The following is a 23,427-nucleotide window of genomic DNA, read 5'->3' on the forward strand; positions in this document are numbered from 1 at the left end:
GAAAGTCCCGACAGCATATCGGAATTCCCCAGCCCCCACCGAAACCTGGCAAGGCCCCGTGGAGCGGCTGGCCTGGGGCGGCAAGGGCGTGGGCCGCGGGACCGACGGCCGCCTGCTGCTCCTGGAGGCCCCGCTGGCCCTGTTCCCGGGCGAGGTGGTGGAGGCCACCGTCGTCTGGAAGGCCCGGCACGGCGAAGGCCGTGTCCTCCGCTGGATCACCCGGGATCCCCGCCGTGCTGCGGCCGGGTGCCCGGTGGCCGAGGTCTGCGGCGGCTGTGAACTCTGGGAAGCCGGCCGGCACGCCCCGGACCTCAAACGGCAGATGGTCGCCGACCTCCTGCGCCGCCAGCTGGGCGAAGGGGTGCCCTGGGACTGGCATCCGGCCCCGGCGGAGGCCCTCCGCCACCGCATCCAGCTCCACTGGGACGGAGCCTCTCTCGGCTACTTCCGCCGCCACAGCCACGCGCTGGTGCCCGTGTCCGCCTGCCCTGCCGCCGCTGAGCCCTTGTCCCTGGCCATTCCGCGCATGCAGGAAGCCCTGGCGGCGCACATTCTCTCCTCTCGGCCCGGCCGATGGGAGCTGTCCACGGGCACCCCTGCGAGCGAGGTCCTGGCCACCGATGAACGGGGCCGCAGCTGGCGCCTGGAACCGGACGGCTGGCACCGAACGGAAGCGCCCCTGGCGCACCGGCTGGGGGGGATCACCCTGCGCCATGAACCCGGCGCCTTCTTCCAGGTGAGTCCGCCCTGGGCGGCCGAGGCCTTCCGCAGCCTCATGGAGGGCTGGGAGGTTCAGGGCGGCACCCTCTTCGACCTCTACGGTGGCGTGGGCCTCTTCTCCGCTCTATTGGGCAAGCGCTTCAATCACCGGGTGCTGGTGGAATCCGGCGAGGCCGCCGTCGCCTGGGCCCGGCGCAACCTGGAGGCCCTGGGCCTGCCGGCGGAATGCCTGGTCGGTGATGTGGCCGCGTGGGTGCCCGAAGGACTGGGCGAAGCGGGCGATGTCATCCTGCTGGATCCGCCGCGATCCGGCCTCGAGCCGGCGCTGAGCGACCGCCTCTGCACTGCCGGGGCCGGAACACTGGTGCTGGTGGGCTGCGACGGCGCGGCTTTCTGCCGGGACCTGAAGCGGCTGTCCCAGGCCTGGAGCCTCGAGCATCTGGCCGTGCTGGACCTGTTCCCCCTCACCAGCCATGTGGAGTGTGTGGCGCTGCTGACCCGGCGGCCATGACTCCCCTGGGCCGGCATCTGCTCGCGGAGTTCACCGGCTGCGAGGCCGCGGCCCTGGCGGACCTGGACCGGGTCCGCTCCGCCATGCTGACCGCGGCGACAGCCTCCGGCGCCACCATCATCACCGACAGCTTCCACCACTTCAGCCCCTACGGCGTGAGCGGGGCCGTGATCATCGCGGAGAGCCACCTGGCCATCCACACCTGGCCTGAGCATCGTTTCGCGGCCGTGGACTTCTTCAGCTGCGGGGCCGTGGACATGGACCGGGGACTGGCGGTCCTCCACACGGCTTTCAGCGCGACCGGGGAAACCCGGCTGGCGCTGGAGCGGGGGCCCCTGCGGACGCTCCAGCCCTGACACCGCCCTCCAGGTGCTGCCGCCGCTTCTTCAGAGCGAGGTGCCGTGGCGGTGGATGCCCGTCATGCGGGGACCCCTTTCAGGCTGGCCCAGAGGTGGAAGGTGGCAAGGCTCCGGTGGGGCGCGAAGGGGGCCATGAGGCGCAGGGTCTCGGGGCCTCCGGGGCGCGCCTCGAGCTTGAACCAGCGCTGGAGGGCCATGGTGAGGGCCGCATCCCCCACGGGAACGCAGTCCCGGAAGCCGAGGCCACGCATCAGCACATACTGGGCCGTCCAGGGTCCGCAGCCCCGCAGGGCGAGCAGGGCCTTCCCGGCGCTGGTGGCCGTGAGCATCTCGTCCAGGCGCAGTTCGCCTTCCGCCACCTTCCGGGCGGCTGTCAGAACGTATTCGACCTTGCGCCGTGAGAAGCGCCGGGCCACCAGCTCCGCCGGATCCAGGGCCGCCAGGCGGGTGGCCTCCGGATGGGCGATGAGATCCCCCACGGAGGTTCCCGCCAAGCGGATCAGGTCGCGGCGCAAGGCGTAGGCGAAGGCCAGGTTCACCTGCTGGCCCAGGATGGCCCAGACCAGCGCCTCGAAGGGATCCAGCGTCAGCGGCACCCGCAGGCCCTCCCGCCCCCGGGCCAGCGCAGGCTGGGCCGCCTCGAAGGAGGCCGAATCCCCATGCCAGGCCAGCAACCGCAGGGCCGCCCGGTGGGCCTCGGCCATGGCGGCGGGACCGTGCGTCCCCTCTAGGGACACGACGACCGTGGCCGCGCCGAAGGCCAGGTCCAGGATCCCCGGCCTCCCTGCGAAGTGCGCGGCCTTGCGGAGGGTGGTGCCCGCCACCCGCTCGGAGACGCTGTCGGGATCGCGCCCATGGAAGCGGAGGAGGTCGTCCAGGCGCGTGTGCTCCGGCAGGGGCAGGGTGAAACGGTCCGAGCCCAGCAGATCCCGGTAGGCCCCGGGGGTCAGGCCGGTCTGCCGCCGGAAGGCCTCGTGGAAACCCGAGGGACTCTCGAACCCGACTGCGGCCCCCAGATCCAGCAGGGATCCCTCCCCTGCCTCCAGCCGCGCACAGGCAGCCTGGATGCGGGCCCGCTGGAGGAAGGCCGCGGGCTGGGTATGGGCGTGGTCCCGGAACAGGGTCTTCAGCTTGGTGAGACCGACGCCGGCCGCCTTCGCCAGGGCCTCCGCCGCCGGAAAGGCCGCCGGGTCCGCCAAGGCCCGGGCCATGGCGTCCTCCAGACGCGCCAGGTCCGCGTCCTCGCCCCGGTAGAACGCATCGGGCCGGCAGCGCTTGCAGGGACGCAGCCCCGCCGCTTGCGCCGTGGCCTCGTCCACGAAGAACCTGACGTTCCGGGCCAGGGGCTTCCGCGCCGGACAGGAGGGCAGGCAGTAGATCCCTGTGGTCAGGACGCCCATGAGGACCCGCCCGTCGAAGGACGCGTCCTTGGCCAGGATCCGTTCGTAGAGGTGCTCCTCCGACCAGCGCATGGCTCCATGCTAGAGGCCCGCCCGGGAGAAGTCCTCCGATGGGCGGCGTCGGAATGATTTCAGTCTCAGTCCCACTCCAGCGGAAGGCGGGGCTGGGGCGGAGCCTTGGGCAGCACACCCTCCAGGCGCAGCAGGAACTCCTTCATGTCCAGTCCCCCGGCATAACCGACCAGGGATCCGTCGGAGCCGATCACCCGGTGGCAGGGGATGAGGATGGCGATGGGGTTGGCGCCGTTGGCCCGGGCCGCCGCGCGGATGCACTTCTCATCCCCCAGGCGCCGTGCCAGCTCCAGATAGGAGATGGCCTGGCCATAGGGGATCTTCTGCAGCTCCTTCCAGACCCGCCGCTGGAAATCCGTGCCCTCGGCCAGCATGGGGATGTTGAAGTCCCGGAGGTTACCGGAGAAATAGGACTCCAGCTGCCGCTTCAGGTAGGGCAGGCTCTTGGGGACGGGACTGGCGGGGGCCAGGAGCGGGTGACCGTGCAGGCGGTCCAGGCGGATCAGGCGCCCCTCCCCATCGAAGACCGCGCCCAGGTCTCCCAGAGGCGTGGGCAGCAGATGATAGGGCCCGTTCATGGGCACCAGCATGGCAGAATCACGGTTTTTTGTTGCGCCTGATCAAGGGCGCCGCCAACCCATGCCCGATTCCAGTTCCCTCAGGGCCTTCGGCAGGGGTCCCTCGCCGGGCAGGAGGACCCGGTGGGACGGCACCAGCAGGAGGATGGGGTTCGAGGCACAGGCCATGATGATGAGATCTTCATCCACCCCCAGCCAGGACGCGAGGTCCGCCGGCCGCCGGGATTGCCCGTAGGGGATGGTCCGCACCGTGTCCCAGATGCGCAGCTGCAGGGGCGAGCCCTGGGGATCCACGGGTACGGTGAAGGTGCGCAGGGTGCCACCCAGGTAGGCGTCCAGCTGGCGGTCCAGGTAGCGCTTGGCCTCGCGCTGCTCCTTGGGCGGCAAGGGGGTGGTCTTGCGGGGATCCAGTCCTTCCACCGCCAGCTCCCGCAGGCGCCCGCGGCCATCGAAAGCCGCATGCACCGGCCCCATCAGGGTATTCAACTCGTAATGCCAGAGGACCATCAGGGAATCATCGCAGGGTCGGTAGACTGTTGCCATGGCCACTGAACCATTTCGCCTGTCCATCATCGACTACCTGAACGCCGCCCCCCTGAACCACGGATTCAAGCACGGCCTCGGCTGGGAGCATTTCCACCTGAAATTCCACTACCCCTCGGCCTGCGCCGACCGCCTGCGGAGTGGGGATGCGGATGCGGGGATCCTGAGCAGCATCGAGTACTTGCGGATCCCGGGCCTCCGCATCGTGCCAGGCCTCTGCATCGCCTCCCCCAAGCGGGTGCGCAGCGTCGTGATCCTGTCGAAGGTGCCGCCGGAGCAGATCCGCAGCCTGGCCCTGGACACCTCGAGCCGCACCAGCGTGGTGCTGGCCCAGCTGCTGCTGCGGGAGCGCTACGGCGTGGTCCCGACTGTGACCGACATGGGCCCCGATCTCCCCGCCATGCTCGAAGCCAATGACGCGGCCCTGATGATCGGCGACTCGGCCATGCGGGCCCCCCGCCAGGGCCTCTTCGTGCTGGACCTGGCGGAGGAGTGGCACGCCTGGACCGGCCTGCCCTTCGTCTTCGCACTCTGGCTGGTCCGCAAGGACGCCCCGGAACTGCCGGTTCCCGGCGGAGTGGCCTCCTTCTTCCACAAGAGCTTCGAGATCGGCCAGGCCCAGCTACCCGCCATCATCGAGGAGGCCCGGCGCACCATCGGCTGGACCAAGATCGAGCTGCACGAGTACCTCACCGAGAACATCAGCTACACCCTGGGCGAGGCCGAACGCGAAAGCCTCGCGCTCTTCTTCGAGAAGGCCGTCCGCCACGGCTTCGCACCCGAGGTGAAACCCCTGCGGTTCCTCTGACGCTTCCGATGACCCGATCCTCCGCCTGCTGACCACCCCTGAAGGGACCCCATGACCAACCTCTCCTCTCTCTTCCATACCCACATCGCCGAGCGCCAGCGCACGACGGACGAGGCCCTGGCCGAAACGGGGTTCGACACGCTCGTGATCTCCAGCGGCAAGGTCTACACGCACTTCGCGGATGATCAGGACGCCCCCTTCCACCCCACGCCCCACTTCGCCCACTGGTGCCCCATGGCCGGGCCCCACCACATCCTGGTGATCCGCCCGGGCCAGCGCCCGCGGCTCATCCGCTACGCTCCGGAGGACTTCTGGTACGAGCAGCTGCCCCTCGGGAACCCTTTCTGGGCCGCTGAGTTCGACATCGAGGAGGTGGGCACCGTCGAAGATGCCTGGAAGCGCCTGGGAACGCCTGCCCGGGCCGCCTACATCGGCAACGAGACGGACCGGGCCGAGACCGCGAACCTGGAACTGAATCCCGTCGGCCTCACCGCCCGCCTGGACTGGCACCGCACCAACAAGTCCGCCTACGAAGTGCAGAACATCGAGGAGGCCACGGTACTCGCGGCCCGGGGCCATCTGGCCGCCAAGGCGGCCTTCCTGGCCGGCGCCAGCGAGCTGGAAATCCACTACGCCTACATCCAGGCCGTGGGCATCGTGGATCACGAGATGCCCTACGGCAGCATCGTGGCCCTCAACGAGAAGGGCGCCACCCTCCACTACGAGGGCAAGCGCACCTTGAAGAACGGGTCCGTCATGCTGATCGATGCCGGCGCCCAGGTCCGTGGCTACGCCGCCGACATCACCCGAACCGTGGCGGCGCCCCACTGCGACAGCCGCTTCGCGGACCTCGTGGACGGCATGGTGAAGCTCGAGCTCCAGCTCTGCGACATCGTGAAGCCCGGCCTGCCCTATGGCGACCTGCACCACCAGGGGCACCTGGCCATCGCGGGCCTCCTGAGGGACCACGGCATCCTGAAGGCGACCCCCGAGGAGGCCGTGGAGAAGGGTCTCAGCCGCCCCTTCTTCCCCCACGGCCTGGGCCACCACCTCGGCATCCAGGTGCATGACGTGGCGGGGCGGCAGGGCGCGCCGGACGGCACCATGGCGCCACCGCCGCCCCAGCACCCCACCCTGCGCACCACCCGCACCATCGAGGCCGGCCAGGTGTTCACCGTGGAACCGGGCCTCTACTTCATCCCCATGCTGCTGCGCCCCTTCCGCGAGAACGAGCACAAGGACCGCTTCGACTGGAAGCTCATCGACGAGCTCACACCCTGTGGCGGCATCCGAATCGAGGACAACCTGCTGGTGACCACCGGCGGACATCGCAACCTCACCCGGCCCCACCTGCCCAACTGAGCGTCAGGGGCCGAGGACACAGCGCTCCAGGGGGAATTACGGGGTTGGACGGCCGCACCCGCTGGGGACGGCTGTTCAACCCCAACCTCTGCCGCAGTTCCATCTTGTGGGCCAGACCGTCTTCGGGTCTGATTGGAAGAGCCTTTCCCACCGCCTTCCATTCCACCGCCAGGGCCGTAGCCCGAGGAGCATCCCTGTGTCCACTGAAGCCTTCGACGCCAACCGCGACCACCGCATCAGCCGTGCGGAGGCCGCCAGCCTGGTCCGGACCTTCCACTCCAGGGCCGAGGCCGGCGAACACCGGTCCTCCACCTTCAACCGCGGCGCCTTCGAGCGGCTCCTCGATCAGCCCGGTGCCGCCGGCATCCGCGTCTACCGGGCCCGGCACGAGGACGGTTCGCCGACCCTGGTGATGGTGGCAGTGGACGCGACAGGGCAGGACCTCGCCACCCTGGACGCCGTGTTCATCCAGAAGGGTACGGACTGCCCGCCCTATTGCGTGTCGCAGGCCTGGTTCTAGCCCTCCATGGACCGCTTCAGGGTCCTTCTCTGGGTCGGATGGGGCATCCAGTCGGTTTCCCCCCTGGTTCCCGTGCTGGCGGCTGCGGTCCACGCCCGCTCGGAGCGCTTCCAGTCCTTCCCCTGGATGCGGCGCCTGACGGCGCTCCTGGTCTTCCAGCTCATCGTGAACTGGACCATGCTCGGCATGGCCCTGAACCGGGTCCACAACGCCTGGGTGGCCGACCTGGCTCACCTGCCCGAGATGCTCGGCGCCCTGTGGGTGCTGGCGGGACTGGGCCCGAAGGTGCTTCCCGGGCCCGCCTCCCTCGTCGCCGCCGTTGCCATGGTGGCGAGTGCCGCCTGGGACGCCGCCCGGGTCGGGATCGGCTCCCGGTGGTCCATGGCCGAGACCACGGCGAGCCTCGTGCTGTTCGCGCTGAGTCTCTGGCTGCTCAAGGGGCTCGTGACGAAGGTGGATGAGCAGTCCCCCTGGAATCGGCCCGCTGCCTGGCTGCTCGGGACCTGGGCGCTGGACCAGGGGATCATGCTGATGTTCTATCCCCTGCAGAACCTGTTCATCCACCAGCTCTCACGGGATTGGGTCCTGATTCCCTGGCTGGTGAGATTCTTCATCGGACTGCTCCTCAACCTCGCCCTCGCCAGGACCTACCTGTGCCGGAAAACCAACTCGTACTGAGCTACCTCTTGGGCGTCCTCGCCCTGGCGGCCCTTGGCGGGCTGGCCCTCTATGCCATGGCCCAGGCCAAGAACCGCATCATCCGCGAACAGCGCAAGGCTCTGGAAACGGAGCAGCGGCTGCGCGGCGCCCAGGAGGCCTTCACGGACAATGCGCACCACGAGCTGCGCACGCCCGTGCAGGTGCTGGCCGGGCACCTGCAGATGCTGCGGGACATGGATCCCACCGCGCCGCAGGCCGAGATCCTCTCCCGGGCCGAGGAGACCACGGTGCGCCTGGGCGGCCTGGTGCAGGGTCTGCTCGATCTCGCCAGCCTGGCCCAGGGCACCCTCGCCATCCGTCCCGCCCTGACGGACCTCGGCGCCCACCTGGCCCTCCTCGGAAAGGATCTCGAGACCCAGGCCCGGGCGAAGGGCCTGGAAGCCCGCGTGGCCCTGGACCCCCTGCCCCACCCCCTGGTCTGCGATGCCGCCCGCCTCACCCAGGCGCTGGGGTTTCTCCTGGACAATGCCGCGGGCTTCACGGAACGCGGGCTCGTGACCTTCGGCCTGAAGGCCCGACCGGAAGGCCGGACCTGGCATCTGCGCTTCGAGATCCAGGATGAGGGACCGGGACTGCCCCTGGACTGGGAGCGTCTGCTGAAGCCTTTCGAGCAGGAGGAGCGCAGCCTCCGCCGGCGCCGGGGCGGCCTGGGCATCGGCCTGCCCCTGGCCGCCGGCATCCTCCAACTGATGGGGGGCCGGATGGGCTTGATCCCGGTTGCCACGGGCACCCTGGCCTGGGTGGAAATAGAGTTCGAGGAAGCCTGAGTCCAAGAAGCCTCGCTTCGCGATATATATAGGACATCTCACGGAGCCTCCATGCCCGCCCGCGCCCTCCTGGCCTGCCTGATCCTCGTCCCCGCTCTGTGGGGTCAAGGCTCGGGCCGGCTCACGCTCGAAGCCGTCGCCCATCCCACGAGGAAGGTGGCCTATGGGGGCCTGCCCGCCACGCGCCTGGACTGGCTGCCGGATGGCGCCCTGGTGCAGACCCGCCGGGAGGGCGACCAGACGGCCCTGTACCGGGTGGATCCCATCACCGGGGAGCGCAGCCCCTTGCTGGAATCCGCCCGACTCCACGCCGCCCTGGTCGCGGCCGGGGCCAGCGAAGCCGCGGCCAGGGCCGCCCTCGGCCGCGGCAGCTTCACCTGGAACCGGAGCCACAGCGCTTTCCTCCTGGAGGTCGGAGAGGACCTTTTCCTGGTGGATGTGAAGAGGGCCGCTGCCCGGCAGCTTGCAGGCGGGAAGCCCGAGGAGCCGACCTTCAGCCCTGACGGTACCCAGGTGGCCTACATGCGAGGGAACGACCTCTACCGGGTGGACGCGGCCACGGCCCAGGAGACCCGCCTCACCACCGGCGGCAGCGAGACGGTGTTCAACGGCCGCCTGGACTGGGTGTACCAGGAGGAGATCTATGGCCGCGGCAGCTTCCGTGCGTTCTGGTGGGCGCCGGATTCCAAGCGCCTGGCCTTCCTCAGCCTGGACGAGTCGAAGGTCCCGGTCTACACCCTCATGGACGACCGCTTCCAGCCCCAGAAGGCTTTGAAGGCGCGCTATCCCAAGGCCGGAGATCCCAACCCCATCGCCCGGCTGGGCGTGGTGGACCTCGCCGGAACCACCCGGTGGATGGACGACCCTTATCCGGGGAAGGAAACTCTCATCGTCCAGGTGGGCTGGGATCCCTCGGGCCGCCTGCTCGCCACCCACCAGGACCGCATCCAGAGCTGGCTGGATCTGCGCCGCTACGAAGAGAGCGCCTCCCAGCTGCTCATCCGCGAGAATGGCCAGGCCTGGCAGGAGCGGCTGCCCCTGCCCCACTTCCTGCCAGACGGCGGCTTCCTGTGGGAATCCGGGCGCAGCGGCCATCACCACGTCTACCGCTACGGAAAGGAGGCCCGGCTGATCGGCGCCGTCACGGCCGGCAACTGGGATGTGAGGCAGGTCCATGGCCTTGATGCCCTGGGTCAGGTGCTCTACTTCGATGCCACCGAGCGCAGCCCCATCGGGGTCGATGCCTACCGCATCGGGCTCGATGGCAAGAGTCTGACCCGCCTCACCGAGCGGCCGGGCACCCACCGGGTGAAGTTCAACGCCACCTTCACCGCCTTCCTGGACACCTGGAGCGACATCCAGACCCCACCCCAACAGGCCCTCCACGACGGCACCGGGAAGCGGCTCCGCCTCATCGACGCAAACCCCACCGAGGCCTGGAAGGCCCTGAAGCTCGGCCGGGTGACCTTCCAGCAGGTGAAGACCCGGGACGGCTTCCCCATGGAGACGATGCTGGTCCTGCCCGTGGATTTCGATCCCGCGAAGAAGTACCCCGTGTTCCAGACGCTCTACGGCGGGCCGATGGCCCCCGAGGTGCGGAACCTCTGGCGCCGGGACATGCCCTGGTTCCAGTTCCTGGCCCAGCAGGGCATCGCCACCTGGGTCTGCGACAACCGCAGCGCTTCGGGCAAGGGTCTGGCCAGTGCCCACGGCATCCACCGCAACCTGGGCGCCCAGGAGCTGCAGGATCAGCTCGACGGCCTGGCCTGGCTGAAGGCCCAGGGCTGGGCGGACATGGACCGGATCTGCCTGGATGGCTGGAGCTACGGCGGGTTCATGACCACCTACGGCCTCACCCACAGCAAGGCCTGGAAGCTGGGCATCGCGGGCGCCCCCGTGACGGACTGGCACCTCTACGACAGCATCTACACCGAGCGCTACATGGGCCTGCCCGCCGACAACCCCGCGGGCTACGACTCCAGTTCCGTGCTGAAGGCCGCGCAGAACCTCTCCGGTCGCCTGCTGCTGCTGCACGGCACCCTCGACGACAACGTGCACCCCCAGAACACCGTGATGCTCATCGACGCGCTTCAGAAAGCCGGCTTCCCCGTCCAGATGGTGCCCCTTCCGGGCTCCGACCACAGCCCCCGGGCATCCCAGCACAACTGGGCGCGCTTCCAGGCCATGTGGGAGTTCCTGTCGAAGTACCTATAGAGTGCCTAACACCCCTGACGGGACCGCGATAAAGCCAGGTGGGCGGCGCGCGACCCCATGGGGGTTTTGTTAGGCACTCTTAGATCAGGCTTCCTGTGTCGCGGGCAGCATCCGGTCGTACACCCAGAGCAGCACGGCCGTGAGCACGCCCACGCCGATGATCGTCCAGAGCATGCCCGCCGGCTTGTGGGTCACCTCGCCGAAGTGGTGCATCAGCTTCCCCCCGAACCAGCCCCCGATGAGGGAACCAAGGCCGATGGGGAGGAAGGCGAAGCCCATGTAGGTCCCCTGCTGACCTGGAGGGGCGAGGCGGGAGATGTACTCGTAGTAGCGCGGCGACTGCACGATCTCCCCCAGCGCGACGCAGACGAGCGTGATGATCACGCCCGTCACGGTCGGCCTGAAGATCAGCACGATCCAGGCGAGGGACGACATCAGGGTGCCGATCGTGACCGCCTTCACCGAGGCGATCCTCTGGGTGGCCAGGTTGATCAGGACCGTCAGGGAGATCACGACCAGCGGGCCCGTCATCAGCAGCAGTTCCGTGTCCGCCTTCGGGTCGATGTACTTGGCGACATACAGGGGCAGCGTGATGAATTCCTGCCAGTACACCACCCAGTATCCCGTGAAGATCAGCAGGAACAGCATGAACTTCGGGTTCGAAAGGACTGTGAGGAAGTTCCTGCCCGTCTCCGCCAGGGAGGGAGGCGGCACATCGCCCTCTTTGCGCGGTTCCTTGAACAGCAGCAGCACCGCGAAGAACATCAGGAACACGCTGATGGCCGCTACGCGGAAGACATTCTCCACGCTCATGTGCCGGTGGACATAGGACGCGACAAAGGGACCGGCGGCGCCGCCGATGTTCACCAGCGTGTAATAGATCGAATAGCCGATGGAGCGGACATTCTCCTTCGAGGCCCGCGCGGTGGTTCCGACCACGGCCGGCTTCACCAGCGCGATGCCGAGGGCCGGCAGCATCAGCAGGAATGCGACGAGCACGCCGAGCGGCACCAGGCCTCGGACCGGAGCCATCCAGGAGGAACCGAGCGAGCCGAGCAGGAAATAGGAGCAGCTGAGGATCAGATAGGCGAGGGAGAGTGCGCGACGGAAGCCGAGGCGGTCGGCGATCGCACCTCCGAAGGCCGCCAGGAACCAGACCAGCCCGCCGAACAACCCGGCCAGGCTGCTGGCATCCTGCGTCGGAAAGCCGAGCGATTCGTTCAGGTAGCGGGCCAGGGACGCAAAGGCCGCGTAGTACGAAAGCCGCTCGAACAACTCGCTGACATTGGCGACCCAGAAGGGTCGCTCAAATCCATCGCGGATGTCGCGCAAGCGCTGCGCTTTGCTCAAGGTGCCTCCTGGGCAAGAGAACTGCCCCTCGATCTTCCTGGGGATCCGTAGGGGCGGTCAACCCGGTCTGCCGGGTGATGAGCCCGGAACCGCTCCGCCCTGGGCCAATCTGAAGAAGGGGGGGGGCGATGCCCGCCCTTCGGATGGAGGCGACTATTCCCGGGTCTTGGCGAACTCGACCACGGCCTTGAGCATGTCGCCCACGGACATGATGCCCACCAGCTTGCCCTTGGCATCCACCACGCACAGACCGTACAGCTTGTGGTCCAGGATGGCCTGGGCCGCCACCGCCAGATCCGTGTCCGGGGTCACGGTGTGGGGATGCGCGTTCATGACCTCCTTCACGGCGGTCTTGGACAGCAGGTAATGCACTTCCCAGGTGTCCAGCGAGGTGGCCTTGCCCGGGGTGTAGTCCTTGATCATCCGCTCGGTGATCAGGCCCACGAAGTGGTTGCCGGCCATGACGGGGAGACGCCGGATGCCCTTCTCCTTCATGAGGTGGATGGCCTCGATGATCGAGGCGTCCTCGCTGATCGTGATGGGGTTCTTGGTCATCCACTTTTCGACGGTGGTCATCGGAATCTCCTCACATGCCCAGGAAGGCTTTCTTGATGTGTTCATTGTTCAGCAGCTCGTCGCCCCGGCCCGTCAGCACCACCCGGCCCGTCTCCATGACATAGGCGCGATGGGCGATACGCAGGGACTGGTAGACGTTCTGCTCCACGAGAAGGATGGTAACGCCCTGCTTGTTGATGCCGGTGATGATGTCGAAAATGTTCTTCACCAGCAGGGGCGAAAGGCCCAGCGAAGGCTCATCCAGGAGGAGCACCTTGGGGTTGGCCATCAGCCCCCGGGCGATGGCCAGCATCTGCTGCTCGCCGCCGGACATGGTCCCGCCGAGCTGTTTTTCCCGTTCCTTGAGGCGGGGGAACAGCTCGAACACCCAGTCGATGTTCTTCCGGCGGTCCGCCCGGGTGGCCTTGACGTAGGACCCCATGCGGAGGTTCTCCATCACGGTCATCTCCGGGAAGATGCGGCGCCCTTCGGGGACCTGTACCAGCCCTGCCTCCACCACCTGGTGGGACAGCATCTTGCTGAGTTCCTTCCCTTCGAAGGTGATGCTCCCGGAGGTGGGCTTGACCAGGCGCGAGATGTTCTTGAGGGTGGTGGACTTCCCGGCGCCATTGGCGCCGACCACGGTGACGATCTCACCCTCGTGGACTTCCAGATCCACATCCCACAGGACCTTCAGATCGCCGTAGGCGAAATTCAGCTTCTCGATCTTAAGCATGGCTTTCACCCAGGTAGGCATCGATCACGTCCTGATTGCTCACCACCTCCTGAGGAGTGCCTTCGGTCAGCTTCTCGCCGGAGGTGAGGACGACGATCCGGTCGGAGATCCGCATGATGGCCTTCATGTCGTGCTCGATGACCATCTGTGTGAGGCCCTGCGCCTTGATGTCCAGGATGAGCTGGATGATCTCCTCGCTTTCCGCGGGGTTGAGACCGCCCATGACCTCGTCCAGCAGCAGGAGCTTCGGCTTGGTGGCCAGGGCCCGGGCCACTTCGAGCTTCTTCCGCTCGCCGATGGGCAGGCCGCCGGCCAGGAAGTCCTCCCGGTGTTCCAGGCGGACCACCTTGAGCTGTTCCATGGCCAGCTCGCGGGCGTGCTTCAACGACGAGGTATGGGCGAGGGCGCCCACCATCACGTTGTCGATCACCGAGAGCTTGGCCAGGGGCCGCACCTTCTGCCAGGTCCGCACCATGCCCAGCATGCAGACCTTGTCGGGCTGGAGCCCGTTCATGCGGCGGCCATCGAAGATGACCTCGCCCCTGGACGGAGGATAGTAGCCGGTGATGCAGTTGAAGAGGGTGGTCTTGCCGGCGCCGTTGGGCCCGATCAGCCCCATGATCGTGCCCTGCTCCACAGAGAAGGACACATCGGAATTGGCCGCCAGGCCGCCGAAGAACTTGCTGACGCTCTTGATCTCCAGGATGGCCATCAGACCGCCTCCCGATTCCGGCGCGGGGCCAGCTTCTTGAGGAAGCCCATGAGCCCCTCCGGCATGAAGAGGATCACCAGCACCACGAGGATGCCGTAGAGCAGCACGTGGGCATGCGCGAGGTTCTCCTTGAGGAAGAGCCCCACCCTCGAGTCCGCGCTCACGAGGCCGACTTTCACCAGACCTTCCGTGATCATGTTGCTGCGGAGCGCCTCTGAGAGGGGCACGAGCAGCAGGGAGCCGAGTACGGGGCCCCAGATGGTCCCCATGCCCCCGATGATGCAGATCAGCATAATCTGGACCGAGACATCCAATCCGAGCACCGTCGGCGGATCCACGAATCCCACGTAGATGCCGTAGAAGGCACCGGCCAGGGAGGTGAGCACGGCGGAGATGACCAGGCCGATGTTCTTGTAGATCGTGATGTGGATGCCCAGGGAATGGGCCGCGTCCTGGTCCTCGCGGATGGCCTGGAAGTAGTAGCCCAGCTTGGAATGCTGCACCCAGTAGGTGATCCCGATGGTCAGCAGGGCCAGGAAGAGGCCGATGTAGTAGAAGGGCACCTTGGTCAGGAAATCCGTGATGACCCGCTCCCCGATCTTGAAGGCGGGGATCTCGGTGGCCAGGATGCCTTCGGCCCCATTGGTGAGGGTGGTGAGGTTGATGGCGGAAAGGCGCATGATCTCCGCCACGGCGATGGAGGCCAGCACGAAGTAGGGGCCCCGAAGGCGGAAGCAGATGCTGCCGATCACGAGCGCCACCACGATCACGATGGCCACGCCCACCCACACGCCCACCCAGGGAACGACCTGCTTGGAGTGCATGAGCATCATGGTGGTGTAGGCCCCCACACCGAAGTAGGCGGCGTGGCCGACCGAATACTGTCCTGCGTAGCCGCCCAGGATGTTCCAGCTCTGGCCCTGGGACACGCTCAGGAAGAGCAGGATCATCATGTGCAGCGCGTAGGGGCTCTCCACATAACGGGGAACCACGAGGAGGGCGGCCAGTAGGATGAGGCCGACCACAGCCTTGAGAATGGTCTTGGTCATGTCGTCCTCCTCAGGTCCGCGACTTGCCCATCAAGCCCGAGGGCTTGAAGAGGAGTACGAGCAGGAAGAGCACGAAGACCACCACATCCTTCCAGCCGGAGGAGATGTAGACCGCGCTCATGGATTCGGTGACGCCGATGAGGATCCCGCCGAGGGTGGCGCCCACGACGCTGCCCATGCCGCCGAGCACCGTGATGACGAAGGCCTTCAGGGTGAAGGTGCCGCCCACCTGCGGGAAGATGTAGTAGGTGGGCGAGATCAGCGCGCCGGCAGTCCCCGCCAGGGCGGCGCCGAGGCCGAAGGCGATGACCGACATGCGGCTGACGTTGATGCCCATCAGCTGGGCCGCCTCCCGGTCCTGGGCCGTGGCCCGGATGGCCTGGCCCGTATCGGTCTTCAGGAGGAACCAGCCCAGCACCGCCGTAATGGCAGCCGTGATCAGGAAGGAGATCAGCAGGGGTGTGGAGATCGAGACCCCCCCGCCCACCTGGATGGTGGAGGAGGAATACGAGGTGGTGAGGATCTTGTAGTCCGAGGTGAAGATCAGCATCACCGTGTTGCTCATGATGAGCCCCAGCCCGATGGTCAGCAGGATCTGGTTCTGGGCCACGGCGTTGAGCACGCGGTTGATGAAGACCTTCTGGAGGAAGCCCCCGAAGAAGAACATCAACGGGAAGCTGATGAGCACGGAGACGAAGGGATCCACCCCCAGCAGCGTGAACAGCAGGTAGGTGAGATACATCCCCACCATCATGATGTCGCCGTGGGCGAAGTTGACGACCCGCATCACGCCGAAGATGAGCGTGAGGCCGATGCCGATGAGCGCATACACGCCACCGATCAGGATCCCACTGATGAGAGATTGCAGGAATACAGCCATGGGCGTCTGGAACTCCTGGAGGAGGTGGAAAAGGGGGGCGCCGCAAGGCGCCCCCGCTCAGGGAGGAGTCACTTCCACTTGGGGAAGGGGTACACAGCCTTCTTGGTGGCGAACTTGGCAGGCAGCACCGTCTCGTAGTTCCCCTGGAGGATCTGCTGCACGAGCATCTGGTGGTTGTTCTGGTTGGTGAAGCCTTCGTAGTCGGCGAACTGCACCTCGCCCATCACGCCATTCCACTTGCCGGACTTCAGCGCATCCCGGGTCTTGGCGCGGTCGCCGCCGGCGTTCTTGGCGGTTTCCGCCATGATCATCATGGAGGCGTAGGCGCAGGCGGCATGATAGGTGGGCTCCTTGCCGAACTTCGCCTTGTAGCGGGCCCCGAACTCCTTCGCACCGGGCCAGTTCACGTCGTTCGTCCACTGGGTGCAGGAGATGACGTTCTCCGAGATCGCACGCTCTTTGGCGAACTCCGTGGTGGTGAACCCCGCACCGGCACCGAGGAAGGCCTGGGGCTGGAGACCCACTTCCTTCGACTGCCGCATGAGCAGGATGGCGTCAGCCACGTAGGACACCATGAACACAAGATCAGGATTCTTCGACTTCACCTTGGCGAGGGTGGACCGGTAGTCTGCGGCACCCTTGGGATAGGGCTCGTCCGCGACGACCTGCATGCCCTTCTTCGCCACATACTCCTTGGCGGTCTTGGTGGTGGAGGTGCCGAAATCGGTGTTCTCGTAGATGAAGGCGATGGACCTGGGCTTGCCGAGCGAGGTGGCCGCGTCGATGAGGCTGGAGGCGTACTTGTCCGCGGGGGCATTCATGCGGAAGACGTACTTGAGGCCCTGACGCGTGATCTCCTCCTTGGCCGCCGCGGGGATGAGCAGGGGCACGCGATACTTCTCCGCCAGCTTGGCCACGGCGTTGGAGCAGGCCGAGGTGTAGGGCCCCACGACGCCGACGACGCCGTCGCGCGTGGCCAGCTTCTCCATGGCGCTCATGGAGATCTGCGGCTTGCCCGTATCGTCCTCCCAGACGAGCTGGAGGTTGATGCCCTTCTTCCGGAGGTCTTCGTCCGCGAGCTTGATGCCGTTGGTGATGTTCTCCCCGATGGGCGCCTCGGGCCCGCTCATGGAATTGATGACGCCGATCTTCTGCGCCATGAGACACGGAGAGAGGGCGAGTGCGGTGCCCAGGGCCAAGAGGTGCTTTCGCATGGCAGCTCCAGTGCAAAGGTGATGTGGGTGGAAGGTATGGCCGATTCTACACCCCCTCTGGACCAAAAAAACCACGGAACCCATGGGTTGTGACCCATGAGTTCCGTGGCTGCGATGCCGAAAGTGTTCGGCTAGGTAGAACGTGCTCGGATCAGAATCCGACCATCAGGGAAGCGACGAGGGAATCGCCGCCCTGCTCGCCGGTCTGGCCCGCGCGAGGCAGCAGGAAGTTCTTGCTGCGGTGCACGTAGTCCAGCTTCAGCTTGCCCGCGCCGTACTTGGCGGGATTGAACACGTAGTTGTAGCCCACGGTGATCTCGGTGTACTTGGGGCTGAGGTCGTTGCCCGTGGGGAGGCCGGTGGCCACGTTCGTGGTGTAGGGGTTGGTGGCGGTGTACCAGTCGTCCCCGGAGTTGTAGTTCAGCACGTCGTAGCGGGCGGTGAACCAGTGCTGGCCCATCTTGTAGGCGCCATCGATGGCGAAGCCCTGGAACTTCTGGTCGAGGTGCTCGCGCAGCGGAGTGAGCGTGGTCGAGCCGGCGGCGAAGAGGGTGGGGAAGCGGCGGCCCAGCAGGCCCGTCGCGAACTCGGCGCTGGCGTGCCAGGTGGCCGTGTCAAAGGCGTAGTAGGCACCCATGAGGGTGGTCTTGTCCTTGTTGTCCTTGATCTGGGTGGCGGAAGGAGCGCCCACAGTCCAGGTGGCGGGGACGGTGGCATTCAGGAAGGTGGAATCCTTCAGGCCGGTCACGCCTTCGCGGTAGTAGGCGCCGAACTTCTGCTCGGGGCCGTAGGCGAACTCGAGGCGGGTGGTCCAGTCCTTCTGGGCATTGCCGGAACCGGCCACGGTGTTCTCGTTGTTCTTGCCGCCGCTGCCGTCATCGGTGGTGCCGTTGGAGACGGCGAGATTGAACTTGCCGCTGAAGCCCTTGGGATCGCCGAAGGCATAGATGCCCCAGATGGCGCGGTCGCGCTTGTCGCCGAAGACGCGGTTGATCTGGTTCCGCTCGAAGAACAGGATGTTGGTGGCCGCGACCATGGTGGCTTCATAGGTCGTGGGCATCTTGAACTGGCCGGCCTTGACGGAGAAGCCGTTGCCGAGGTTCCAGGTGACGACCAGGTCCTGGAGGACGTTGTTGGGAACCGTGGCCGTGTTGCTGTTGTTGGGATCGAACATCGCGTTCCAGGTGATGTCGTCGGTGATCTTGCCGTTCAGGTAGATCTCAGCCCGCTTGACGGCGAAGTTGTTCTCCTGGAACCGGGAGTCGAGGCCGTAGTACTTGGAAGCCCCGGCCGTGGCGGTCGTGTTGTTGCGCAGGTTGTTGTCCAGCATCTGGGTCTGCCAGAACTCGAAGAGGACGCCGGTGAGCTTGATGTCCTGAGCCTGGGCCTGGGTGACTCCGGCGGCGAGGAGGGCGGCGATGCCGGCAAGGCGGGTGATCTTCATGGATGGGCTCCTAGTGAGGGAGGGTTGGGAGGGATTGAGGGCCGAGTTCAGGTCAGACCACCTGATGTCCGGGACACCAGTCGTTCCAAATCGATGAGCGGATCAAACGGATTCAAGCTAAACGGGGGAACTCGTTGCGTCTATCAAAAATGAAGCAAAGGTTCCGACTGTTGTGATGCGAGACACAAAGGTGTGCTGACACCGCCCCTGGAAACGGCTCAGGGAAAGGAAGGGAGCCTCGCAGGGGGTGACCTCCGATCGGCGTCTTCAAGCGGATGGGCCTTGTCGTCACTGGTCAAATACAGACCTGATCCAAGACCAGCATCTGGGGGGATGTTGAGAATTGGACTCATCAACATAAATTCACGAGCCCAGCACAGACCTGGACCAGAGTCTTCGCGCCCCCGTCACAGGCGACCGGGAACCTTTTCCCACAGGCCTGACGGCCCCAAGGAGACTCCATGAAGCGCACCCGCAACCTCGGCCTGGCCGCCTTCCTCCTCGCCGCCCTGCCGGCCTCCGCCCAGACGGTCAAAATCGGCGGCGACATCCAGCTCTGGTACACCCAGATGCTGGACAGCAACCTGCGCACCAACAGCTCGGCGCCCGGCGGGTACTACAACCTGCGCAGCGAATTCAAGGAGAACACCTTCTCCATTCGCCGGTCCGAGATCAAGCTCTCCGGCAGCGTGGCCGAAGGCCTGGACTACGAGGTGATGTTCGATCCCTCCATCTCCACCGGGACGACGAACCCCATCATCCTCCAGGATGCCTTCGTCACCTGGAAGCCCGCCGCCGGCCTTGACCTGAAGGTCGGCCAGTTCAAGAACCTCCAGACCTACGAAGGCGTGATGAGCTCCACCGAGCTGCTCTTCGCCGAGCGCAGCCAGCTGGGCCGGATGTTCGGGGACAAGCGCGACCGCGGCCTCGCCCTCGGCTTCTCCTACGGCGATCCCAACGGCTTCGCGGGCAAGGTCACCGCCGCCGTGTTCAATGGCATGAATGATGCGGCTTCGGGCAAGGCCAACGACACCAATGCCCAGAAGGATTTCGTCCTGCGCCTGGACTTCAACCTCGGCAAGGCCCACAAGTTCGGTGCCTACACCCTGCAGGGGTCGACGGACGTGGCGGACAAGGGCAACCCCTCCATCGCCATTGCCGCCAACCCCGGGGGCGCCTGGCCCACCCAGGTGGCGATCTACGACAACAAGGACAAGACCACCAACCTGGGTGCGTTCTACGCGTACCAAGACGGCACCTGGACGCTCACCACCGAGTACATGACCGGCCTGCTCGGCCGTCGCTTCGCCACCCTGGCCGCCACCGCCCCCACAGTGAAGCGTGAGCATCTGGACCAGAAGTTCACGAGCTACTACGTCACTGGCGGCTACACCTTCGGCCACCACAGCGTCATGGCCCGCTACGACTTCATGAACTTCAACAGCGGGGACGACTGGTACACCGCCTACAACCCCTACACCGAGAGCTCGCCCGGCGTTCCGCTCCTGGCCAACGGCGCCCCCGTGGACTACACGCCCAAGTACACCGAAGTCACCGTCGGCTATACCTACGCCTGGGTTCCCGAGAAGGTGAAGGCTGCCAACTTCAAGCTGAACTACATCGCCCGCAGCAAGAACTTCCTCAAGCCCTTCGGCACCGAGACCGGCGAGCAGGGCGGCAACACCGTCGTGGCGGCCCTCCTGGTCGCCTTCTGATCCAGCGCCCCGCGCTGCCGTGAAGGGCCCCTGGTCTCCAGGGGCCCTTCTTCTTGGAGGAGGCAAGAGAGGACGGCCGTTTGGACGGCGGCGGATTTGCCCTCACAATCGCTGCTTACCGCGCGTGCGCCGCCGCTCCGCAAGAGGCTGGTCGTGATGAAGAAACTGCAATTCCTCTGCCAGATCGCCCTCCTGAGCGGGATCTACTACCTCGGCAACAAACTCGCACTCCTGATGGGCCTCCCCATACCGGGGAACGTGGTGGGCATCGTCCTGCTCTACGCCCTCCTGAACCTCGGGATCGTTCCCCTCGAATATGTCCAGGACGCCGCCGACTTCCTGCTCAAGCACCTGGTCTTCTTCTTCATCCCCGTGGCCGTGGACCTCATGAACTGGGGCGGGGTCTTCTACCGGTACGGCCTGATGCTGGCCCTGGCCATCGTCATCAGCACGGTCCTGACCTTCCTGGGCACCGGCTACCTCGCCCAGTGGCTCCAGAGGGGGGACGCGACATGCCCCGACTGATGATCCTGTTCACCATCCTGCTGACGGTGGGCGCCTACCTGCTCTCCAAGGCCCTGTACCTGCGGTATCGCCACCCCTTGCTGAACATCGTGCTGCTCGGGGCGGCCCTCGTCATCGCGACCCTCCTCGCCTTGAACATCCCGTATCAGGCCTACCTCCCGGGCCGGCGGATCATGACCTCGCTGCTCGGACCCGCCACCGTCGGGCTGGCGGTGCCCCTCTACCGCCAGCGCAGCCTGGTGCGGCGGCATGCTCCGGCGATCGTGGCGGGCGTCGGCCTCGGTTCGCTCGCCTCGATGCTCGTCGCCGGCTTGATCGCCCTGATGGCCGGCCTGCCCAGGGAGGTGGTGCTTTCGGTCCTGCCCAAGAGCGTCACCATCCCCTTCGCCGTCGAGATCGCCAGGATCCACGGCGGAAGCCCCGGGCTGGCCTCGGCCTTCGTCGTGGCGACGGGCACGCTGGGCTCCGTCTTCGGGGCGACCCTGCTGACCTGGGCCGGGATCCGGCATCCTGTGGCCCGGGGCCTGGCTCTGGGTACCGGCGCCCACGGCCAGGGGACGGCCATGGCCTTCATGGAAGGCGAACGGGAGGGCTCCATGGCCGGCCTCGCCATGACCCTCGCCGGCATCACCACCGCCACCCTCGCGCCTCTGATGGTGCGGCTGCTGCTGCGCTCTTGATGGCCCTTCTCGGGCTCGCAGACAAGGTAATTCCCAACTGAGACTGAGCCCTGGGATCATTTCATCCATTGACGCATATTGATTGATCGATCAATCTAAGATCATGACGGCTGAATCGATGAGCCCATGCACGGATCGCGGGGCCGCAGCCACCCGGGCCGCCCTGCTGGAAGCCGGCCTGTTCTGCTTCTCCGAACAGGGCTTCGAGGGCACCAGCCTGCGCCAGCTGGCCGAGCGGGCGGGCCGGCCGAGTTCCCTCATCGCCCACCACTTCGGCAACAAGGAGGGGCTCTACCTCGCGGTGCTCAAGGCCATGGTGGCGGAGCGACCGCAGGGGCAGTTCCCCGGCCCCTTCGTGGGCCTGGAGGAACTCCGGGACGACCCCGTCCAGGCCGCGGAGCTGCTGCGGAAGCTCATCGTCGGGGTCTTCAAGGGGATGCGCGACACCTTCGAGAGCGGCGATCCCCGGCGGATGGCATCCTTCCGCCTGTGGCAGCGGGCCGTGCGGTCCCCGATCCCGGAGCTGGAGCCCCTGCTGCGCGAGCGCCTGGCGCCCCTCCGAACCCAGATCGCCGCCTGCATCCAGGCCCTGCGCCCCGATCTGCCGGTCCGGGAGATCCCGTTCTGGTGCGCCCTGGTCTACGGCCAGTGCGTGGCGAACACCATGATGCACGACTTCAACCAGCTGGTCTTCGGACCCGACTGCTACCCCGAATCCCCGGACCACATGGCCGAGCAGATCGCCGACATCACCCTGCGCGCCATCGGCGCCCCGCCCTCCTCCATGCCGCCCACCCCAGGTTCGCCACGATGACCCCCGAACGCCTTCACCCCTTGGAGCACCCATGACACGAGCCTTCTCCGCGACGGGCCGAATCGGGGCCGGAGCCCTCATCCTCCTCAGCCTCGGCGTGGCTCTCGGCTGCCAGAAGAAGCGCCAGGCGCCGACGCCCGAGGTCTATGTCCTGCCGTCCACCCAGCGGGATGTCCCCGTGGTGATGGAGCTGGTGGGGCAGACCGCGGGTTCCCTGGATGTGGAGATCCGCGCCCGGGTGGAGGGCTACCTGGAGAGCGTCCACTACACCGAAGGCCAGCCGGTGAAGAAGGGCGACCTGCTCTTCACCATCGAGTCCAAGACCTTCCAGTCCGTCGTCTCCCAGCGCCGGGCCGATGTGGCCTCCGCCGAGGCCCGCCTGAACCTGGCAGATCTCGAAGTGAACCGCCTGCGCCCCCTGGCTGAACAGCAGGCCGTGAGCCGCCAGACCTTCGATTCGGCCCTCTCGATGCAGAAGACCTCGCGCGCGGCCGTGGACGCCGCGAAGGCCGCCCTCGACAAGGCCCTGCTCGACCTCAGCTACACCCGCATCACGGCCCCCACCTCGGGACTGGCGGACTTCGCCAAGGTGAAGCCGGGCAACCTCGTGGGCCGGGGGGATTCCACGCTGCTCACCACCGTCTCCAACGTGGACCCCATCCATGTGATCGTGGGCATGCAGGAGGGCGACTACCTCAAGCTTGCCGAACACAGCCGCGGCGGGAACCGGCCCATGGAAGGCAAGGACGCCCCCGGCGCGGAGCTCCTCCTCTCCGACGGCAGCCTGTATCCCCGGAAGGGGCGCTTCGACGCCGTGCAGAGGGGCATCGACCCCCGCACCGGCACGATCTCCGTGCGCGCCGTGTTCCCCAATCCCGATCACCAGCTCCGCCCCGGCCAGTTCGTGAAGGTCCGCTTCAACTACGAGACCCTCAAGGACGCCGTGCTGGTGCCCCAGCGGGCCGTCCAGGAGGTCCAGGGCGCCTACCAGGTGGCCGTCGTCGAAGGGGGCAAGGTCCAGCTCCGCCCCGTGAAGATGGGCCCCCGCCAGGGCGAGGACTGGGTGGTGAGCGAAGGGCTCAAACCCAACGAGATCGTGGTGGTCGAGGGCCTGCAGCAGATCAAGCAGGGCGCCGCGGTGACCACCAAGCCCTTCGTCAAGGCCGGAAGGAACTGAGC

Annotated in this window: 24 protein-coding genes; 13 read left to right on the top strand and 11 right to left on the bottom strand. The window is 66.6% G+C overall.

Going from position 1 to position 23,427, the window contains the following annotated elements; genetic code table 11:
* Positions 1-58 precede the first annotated feature (58 nt).
* On the top strand, positions 59-1,231 hold the full coding sequence (locus MLE43_RS14760) for a class I SAM-dependent RNA methyltransferase (protein WP_338029049.1): 1,173 nt from the start codon (positions 59-61) through the stop codon (positions 1,229-1,231).
* On the top strand, positions 1,228-1,587 hold the full coding sequence (speD, locus tag MLE43_RS03620; RefSeq protein ID WP_243301996.1) for an adenosylmethionine decarboxylase: 360 nt from the start codon (positions 1,228-1,230) through the stop codon (positions 1,585-1,587). The genes MLE43_RS14760 and speD overlap by 4 nt, the downstream gene beginning before the upstream one ends.
* Positions 1,588-1,649: 62 nt before the next feature.
* Here speD and MLE43_RS03625 read toward each other — a convergent pair whose 3' ends face one another.
* From MLE43_RS03625 to MLE43_RS03635, 3 genes are all read right to left on the bottom strand, one after another.
* On the bottom strand, positions 1,650-3,062 hold the full coding sequence (locus MLE43_RS03625) for a DNA-3-methyladenine glycosylase 2 (RefSeq protein WP_243301998.1): 1,413 nt from the start codon (positions 3,060-3,062) through the stop codon (positions 1,650-1,652).
* A gap of 65 nt (positions 3,063-3,127) precedes the next feature.
* The gene (locus tag MLE43_RS03630; RefSeq protein ID WP_243302000.1) at positions 3,128-3,652 is read right to left on the bottom strand and encodes a methylated-DNA--[protein]-cysteine S-methyltransferase; all 525 of its coding nucleotides are present in this window, start codon (positions 3,650-3,652) and stop codon (positions 3,128-3,130) included.
* Between the two features lie 30 nt (positions 3,653-3,682).
* Positions 3,683-4,147 (bottom strand): methylated-DNA--[protein]-cysteine S-methyltransferase, encoded by a 465-nt coding sequence (locus MLE43_RS03635; protein ID WP_243302001.1) that lies wholly within the window; start codon positions 4,145-4,147, stop codon positions 3,683-3,685.
* 34 nt (positions 4,148-4,181) lie between these two features.
* Between MLE43_RS03635 and MLE43_RS03640 the strand changes: the two genes are divergently transcribed.
* The 6 genes from MLE43_RS03640 to MLE43_RS03665 all read left to right on the top strand — a co-directional run bounded on the left by MLE43_RS03640 (position 4,182) and on the right by MLE43_RS03665 (position 10,574).
* Positions 4,182-4,991: a menaquinone biosynthetic enzyme MqnA/MqnD family protein gene (locus MLE43_RS03640; protein WP_243302003.1), complete on the top strand. Its 810-nt coding sequence runs from the start codon at positions 4,182-4,184 to the stop codon at positions 4,989-4,991.
* 51 nt (positions 4,992-5,042) lie between these two features.
* Entirely contained in the window at positions 5,043-6,353 is a 1,311-nt protein-coding gene (gene pepQ / locus MLE43_RS03645; protein ID WP_243302005.1) for a Xaa-Pro dipeptidase, read from the top strand.
* 196 nt (positions 6,354-6,549) lie between these two features.
* Positions 6,550-6,873 (top strand): hypothetical protein, encoded by a 324-nt coding sequence (locus MLE43_RS03650; protein ID WP_243302007.1) that lies wholly within the window; start codon positions 6,550-6,552, stop codon positions 6,871-6,873.
* Between the two features lie 6 nt (positions 6,874-6,879).
* Positions 6,880-7,551, top strand: coding sequence for a hypothetical protein (locus MLE43_RS03655; protein WP_243302011.1), 672 nt, complete (start codon positions 6,880-6,882; stop codon positions 7,549-7,551).
* An 8-nt stretch (positions 7,552-7,559) separates the two neighbouring features.
* Positions 7,560-8,360 (top strand): sensor histidine kinase, encoded by an 801-nt coding sequence (locus MLE43_RS03660; protein WP_243302013.1) that lies wholly within the window; start codon positions 7,560-7,562, stop codon positions 8,358-8,360.
* 51 nt (positions 8,361-8,411) lie between these two features.
* Complete coding sequence (locus tag MLE43_RS03665) at positions 8,412-10,574, top strand: S9 family peptidase (RefSeq protein ID WP_243302015.1); 2,163 nt, start codon at positions 8,412-8,414, stop codon at positions 10,572-10,574.
* 84 nt (positions 10,575-10,658) lie between these two features.
* Here the strand turns inward: MLE43_RS03665 and MLE43_RS03670 are convergent, their stop codons facing one another.
* The 8 genes from MLE43_RS03670 to MLE43_RS03705 form a co-directional block, all read right to left on the bottom strand.
* A complete protein-coding gene (locus tag MLE43_RS03670; RefSeq protein WP_243302017.1) occupies positions 10,659-11,924 on the bottom strand; it encodes an MFS transporter in 1,266 nt (421 codons plus the stop codon).
* A gap of 153 nt (positions 11,925-12,077) precedes the next feature.
* Positions 12,078-12,500: a CBS domain-containing protein gene (locus MLE43_RS03675; RefSeq protein WP_243302019.1), complete on the bottom strand. Its 423-nt coding sequence runs from the start codon at positions 12,498-12,500 to the stop codon at positions 12,078-12,080.
* Between the two features lie 10 nt (positions 12,501-12,510).
* The gene (locus MLE43_RS03680) at positions 12,511-13,215 is read right to left on the bottom strand and encodes an ABC transporter ATP-binding protein (RefSeq protein ID WP_243302028.1); all 705 of its coding nucleotides are present in this window, start codon (positions 13,213-13,215) and stop codon (positions 12,511-12,513) included.
* Positions 13,208-13,927, bottom strand: coding sequence for an ABC transporter ATP-binding protein (locus MLE43_RS03685; RefSeq protein WP_243302033.1), 720 nt, complete (start codon positions 13,925-13,927; stop codon positions 13,208-13,210). Before MLE43_RS03685 ends, MLE43_RS03680 begins: the two co-directional genes overlap by 8 nt.
* Positions 13,927-14,976: a branched-chain amino acid ABC transporter permease gene (locus MLE43_RS03690; protein WP_243302035.1), complete on the bottom strand. Its 1,050-nt coding sequence runs from the start codon at positions 14,974-14,976 to the stop codon at positions 13,927-13,929. Before MLE43_RS03690 ends, MLE43_RS03685 begins: the two co-directional genes overlap by 1 nt.
* Positions 14,977-14,986: 10 nt before the next feature.
* Positions 14,987-15,856: a branched-chain amino acid ABC transporter permease gene (locus tag MLE43_RS03695; RefSeq protein ID WP_243302037.1), complete on the bottom strand. Its 870-nt coding sequence runs from the start codon at positions 15,854-15,856 to the stop codon at positions 14,987-14,989.
* Positions 15,857-15,924: 68 nt separating this feature from the next.
* The gene (locus MLE43_RS03700; RefSeq protein ID WP_243302039.1) at positions 15,925-17,070 is read right to left on the bottom strand and encodes an ABC transporter substrate-binding protein; all 1,146 of its coding nucleotides are present in this window, start codon (positions 17,068-17,070) and stop codon (positions 15,925-15,927) included.
* 151 nt (positions 17,071-17,221) lie between these two features.
* Positions 17,222-18,514: a porin gene (locus MLE43_RS03705; RefSeq protein WP_243302041.1), complete on the bottom strand. Its 1,293-nt coding sequence runs from the start codon at positions 18,512-18,514 to the stop codon at positions 17,222-17,224.
* Between the two features lie 461 nt (positions 18,515-18,975).
* Between MLE43_RS03705 and MLE43_RS03710 the strand changes: the two genes are divergently transcribed.
* From MLE43_RS03710 to MLE43_RS03730, 5 genes are all read left to right on the top strand, one after another.
* Complete coding sequence (locus tag MLE43_RS03710; RefSeq protein WP_243302044.1) at positions 18,976-20,229, top strand: porin; 1,254 nt, start codon at positions 18,976-18,978, stop codon at positions 20,227-20,229.
* A 156-nt stretch (positions 20,230-20,385) separates the two neighbouring features.
* Complete coding sequence (locus MLE43_RS03715) at positions 20,386-20,754, top strand: CidA/LrgA family protein (protein ID WP_243302046.1); 369 nt, start codon at positions 20,386-20,388, stop codon at positions 20,752-20,754.
* Positions 20,742-21,434 (top strand): LrgB family protein, encoded by a 693-nt coding sequence (locus MLE43_RS03720; protein WP_243302048.1) that lies wholly within the window; start codon positions 20,742-20,744, stop codon positions 21,432-21,434. Before MLE43_RS03715 ends, MLE43_RS03720 begins: the two co-directional genes overlap by 13 nt.
* A 118-nt stretch (positions 21,435-21,552) precedes the next feature.
* The gene (locus MLE43_RS03725) at positions 21,553-22,248 is read left to right on the top strand and encodes a TetR/AcrR family transcriptional regulator (protein ID WP_243302050.1); all 696 of its coding nucleotides are present in this window, start codon (positions 21,553-21,555) and stop codon (positions 22,246-22,248) included.
* Positions 22,249-22,279: 31 nt separating this feature from the next.
* Positions 22,280-23,425, top strand: coding sequence for an efflux RND transporter periplasmic adaptor subunit (locus MLE43_RS03730; RefSeq protein WP_243302052.1), 1,146 nt, complete (start codon positions 22,280-22,282; stop codon positions 23,423-23,425).
* The last annotated feature ends 2 nt before the right edge of the window (positions 23,426-23,427 follow it).

It is taken from the genome of Geothrix oryzisoli (genome assembly GCF_022808865.1).
Classification (GTDB): Bacteria; Acidobacteriota; Holophagae; order Holophagales; family Holophagaceae; genus Geothrix; species Geothrix oryzisoli.

Bases quoted from the DNA above. Each gene is read 5' to 3' on its own strand.
- MLE43_RS03655 (WP_243302011.1), top strand. From the start codon at position 6,880: ATGGACCGCTTCAGGGTCCTTCTCTGGGTCGGATGGGGCATCCAGTCG.
- MLE43_RS03715 (WP_243302046.1), top strand. From the start codon at position 20,386: ATGAAGAAACTGCAATTCCTCTGCCAGATCGCCCTCCTGAGCGGGATC.
- MLE43_RS03675 (WP_243302019.1), bottom strand. From the start codon at position 12,500: ATGACCACCGTCGAAAAGTGGATGACCAAGAACCCCATCACGATCAGC.
- MLE43_RS03705 (WP_243302041.1), bottom strand. From the start codon at position 18,514: ATGAAGATCACCCGCCTTGCCGGCATCGCCGCCCTCCTCGCCGCCGGA.
- MLE43_RS03700 (WP_243302039.1), bottom strand. From the start codon at position 17,070: ATGCGAAAGCACCTCTTGGCCCTGGGCACCGCACTCGCCCTCTCTCCG.
- MLE43_RS03680 (WP_243302028.1), bottom strand. From the start codon at position 13,215: ATGCTTAAGATCGAGAAGCTGAATTTCGCCTACGGCGATCTGAAGGTC.
- MLE43_RS03665 (WP_243302015.1), top strand. From the start codon at position 8,412: ATGCCCGCCCGCGCCCTCCTGGCCTGCCTGATCCTCGTCCCCGCTCTG.
- MLE43_RS03635 (WP_243302001.1), bottom strand. From the start codon at position 4,147: ATGGTCCTCTGGCATTACGAGTTGAATACCCTGATGGGGCCGGTGCAT.
- MLE43_RS03630 (WP_243302000.1), bottom strand. From the start codon at position 3,652: ATGCTGGTGCCCATGAACGGGCCCTATCATCTGCTGCCCACGCCTCTG.
- MLE43_RS03730 (WP_243302052.1), top strand. From the start codon at position 22,280: ATGACACGAGCCTTCTCCGCGACGGGCCGAATCGGGGCCGGAGCCCTC.
- MLE43_RS03720 (WP_243302048.1), top strand. From the start codon at position 20,742: ATGCCCCGACTGATGATCCTGTTCACCATCCTGCTGACGGTGGGCGCC.
- MLE43_RS03725 (WP_243302050.1), top strand. From the start codon at position 21,553: ATGAGCCCATGCACGGATCGCGGGGCCGCAGCCACCCGGGCCGCCCTG.
- MLE43_RS03690 (WP_243302035.1), bottom strand. From the start codon at position 14,976: ATGACCAAGACCATTCTCAAGGCTGTGGTCGGCCTCATCCTACTGGCC.
- MLE43_RS03640 (WP_243302003.1), top strand. From the start codon at position 4,182: ATGGCCACTGAACCATTTCGCCTGTCCATCATCGACTACCTGAACGCC.
- speD (WP_243301996.1), top strand. From the start codon at position 1,228: ATGACTCCCCTGGGCCGGCATCTGCTCGCGGAGTTCACCGGCTGCGAG.
- MLE43_RS03695 (WP_243302037.1), bottom strand. From the start codon at position 15,856: ATGGCTGTATTCCTGCAATCTCTCATCAGTGGGATCCTGATCGGTGGC.
- MLE43_RS03710 (WP_243302044.1), top strand. From the start codon at position 18,976: ATGAAGCGCACCCGCAACCTCGGCCTGGCCGCCTTCCTCCTCGCCGCC.
- pepQ (WP_243302005.1), top strand. From the start codon at position 5,043: ATGACCAACCTCTCCTCTCTCTTCCATACCCACATCGCCGAGCGCCAG.
- MLE43_RS03685 (WP_243302033.1), bottom strand. From the start codon at position 13,927: ATGGCCATCCTGGAGATCAAGAGCGTCAGCAAGTTCTTCGGCGGCCTG.
- MLE43_RS03625 (WP_243301998.1), bottom strand. From the start codon at position 3,062: ATGCGCTGGTCGGAGGAGCACCTCTACGAACGGATCCTGGCCAAGGAC.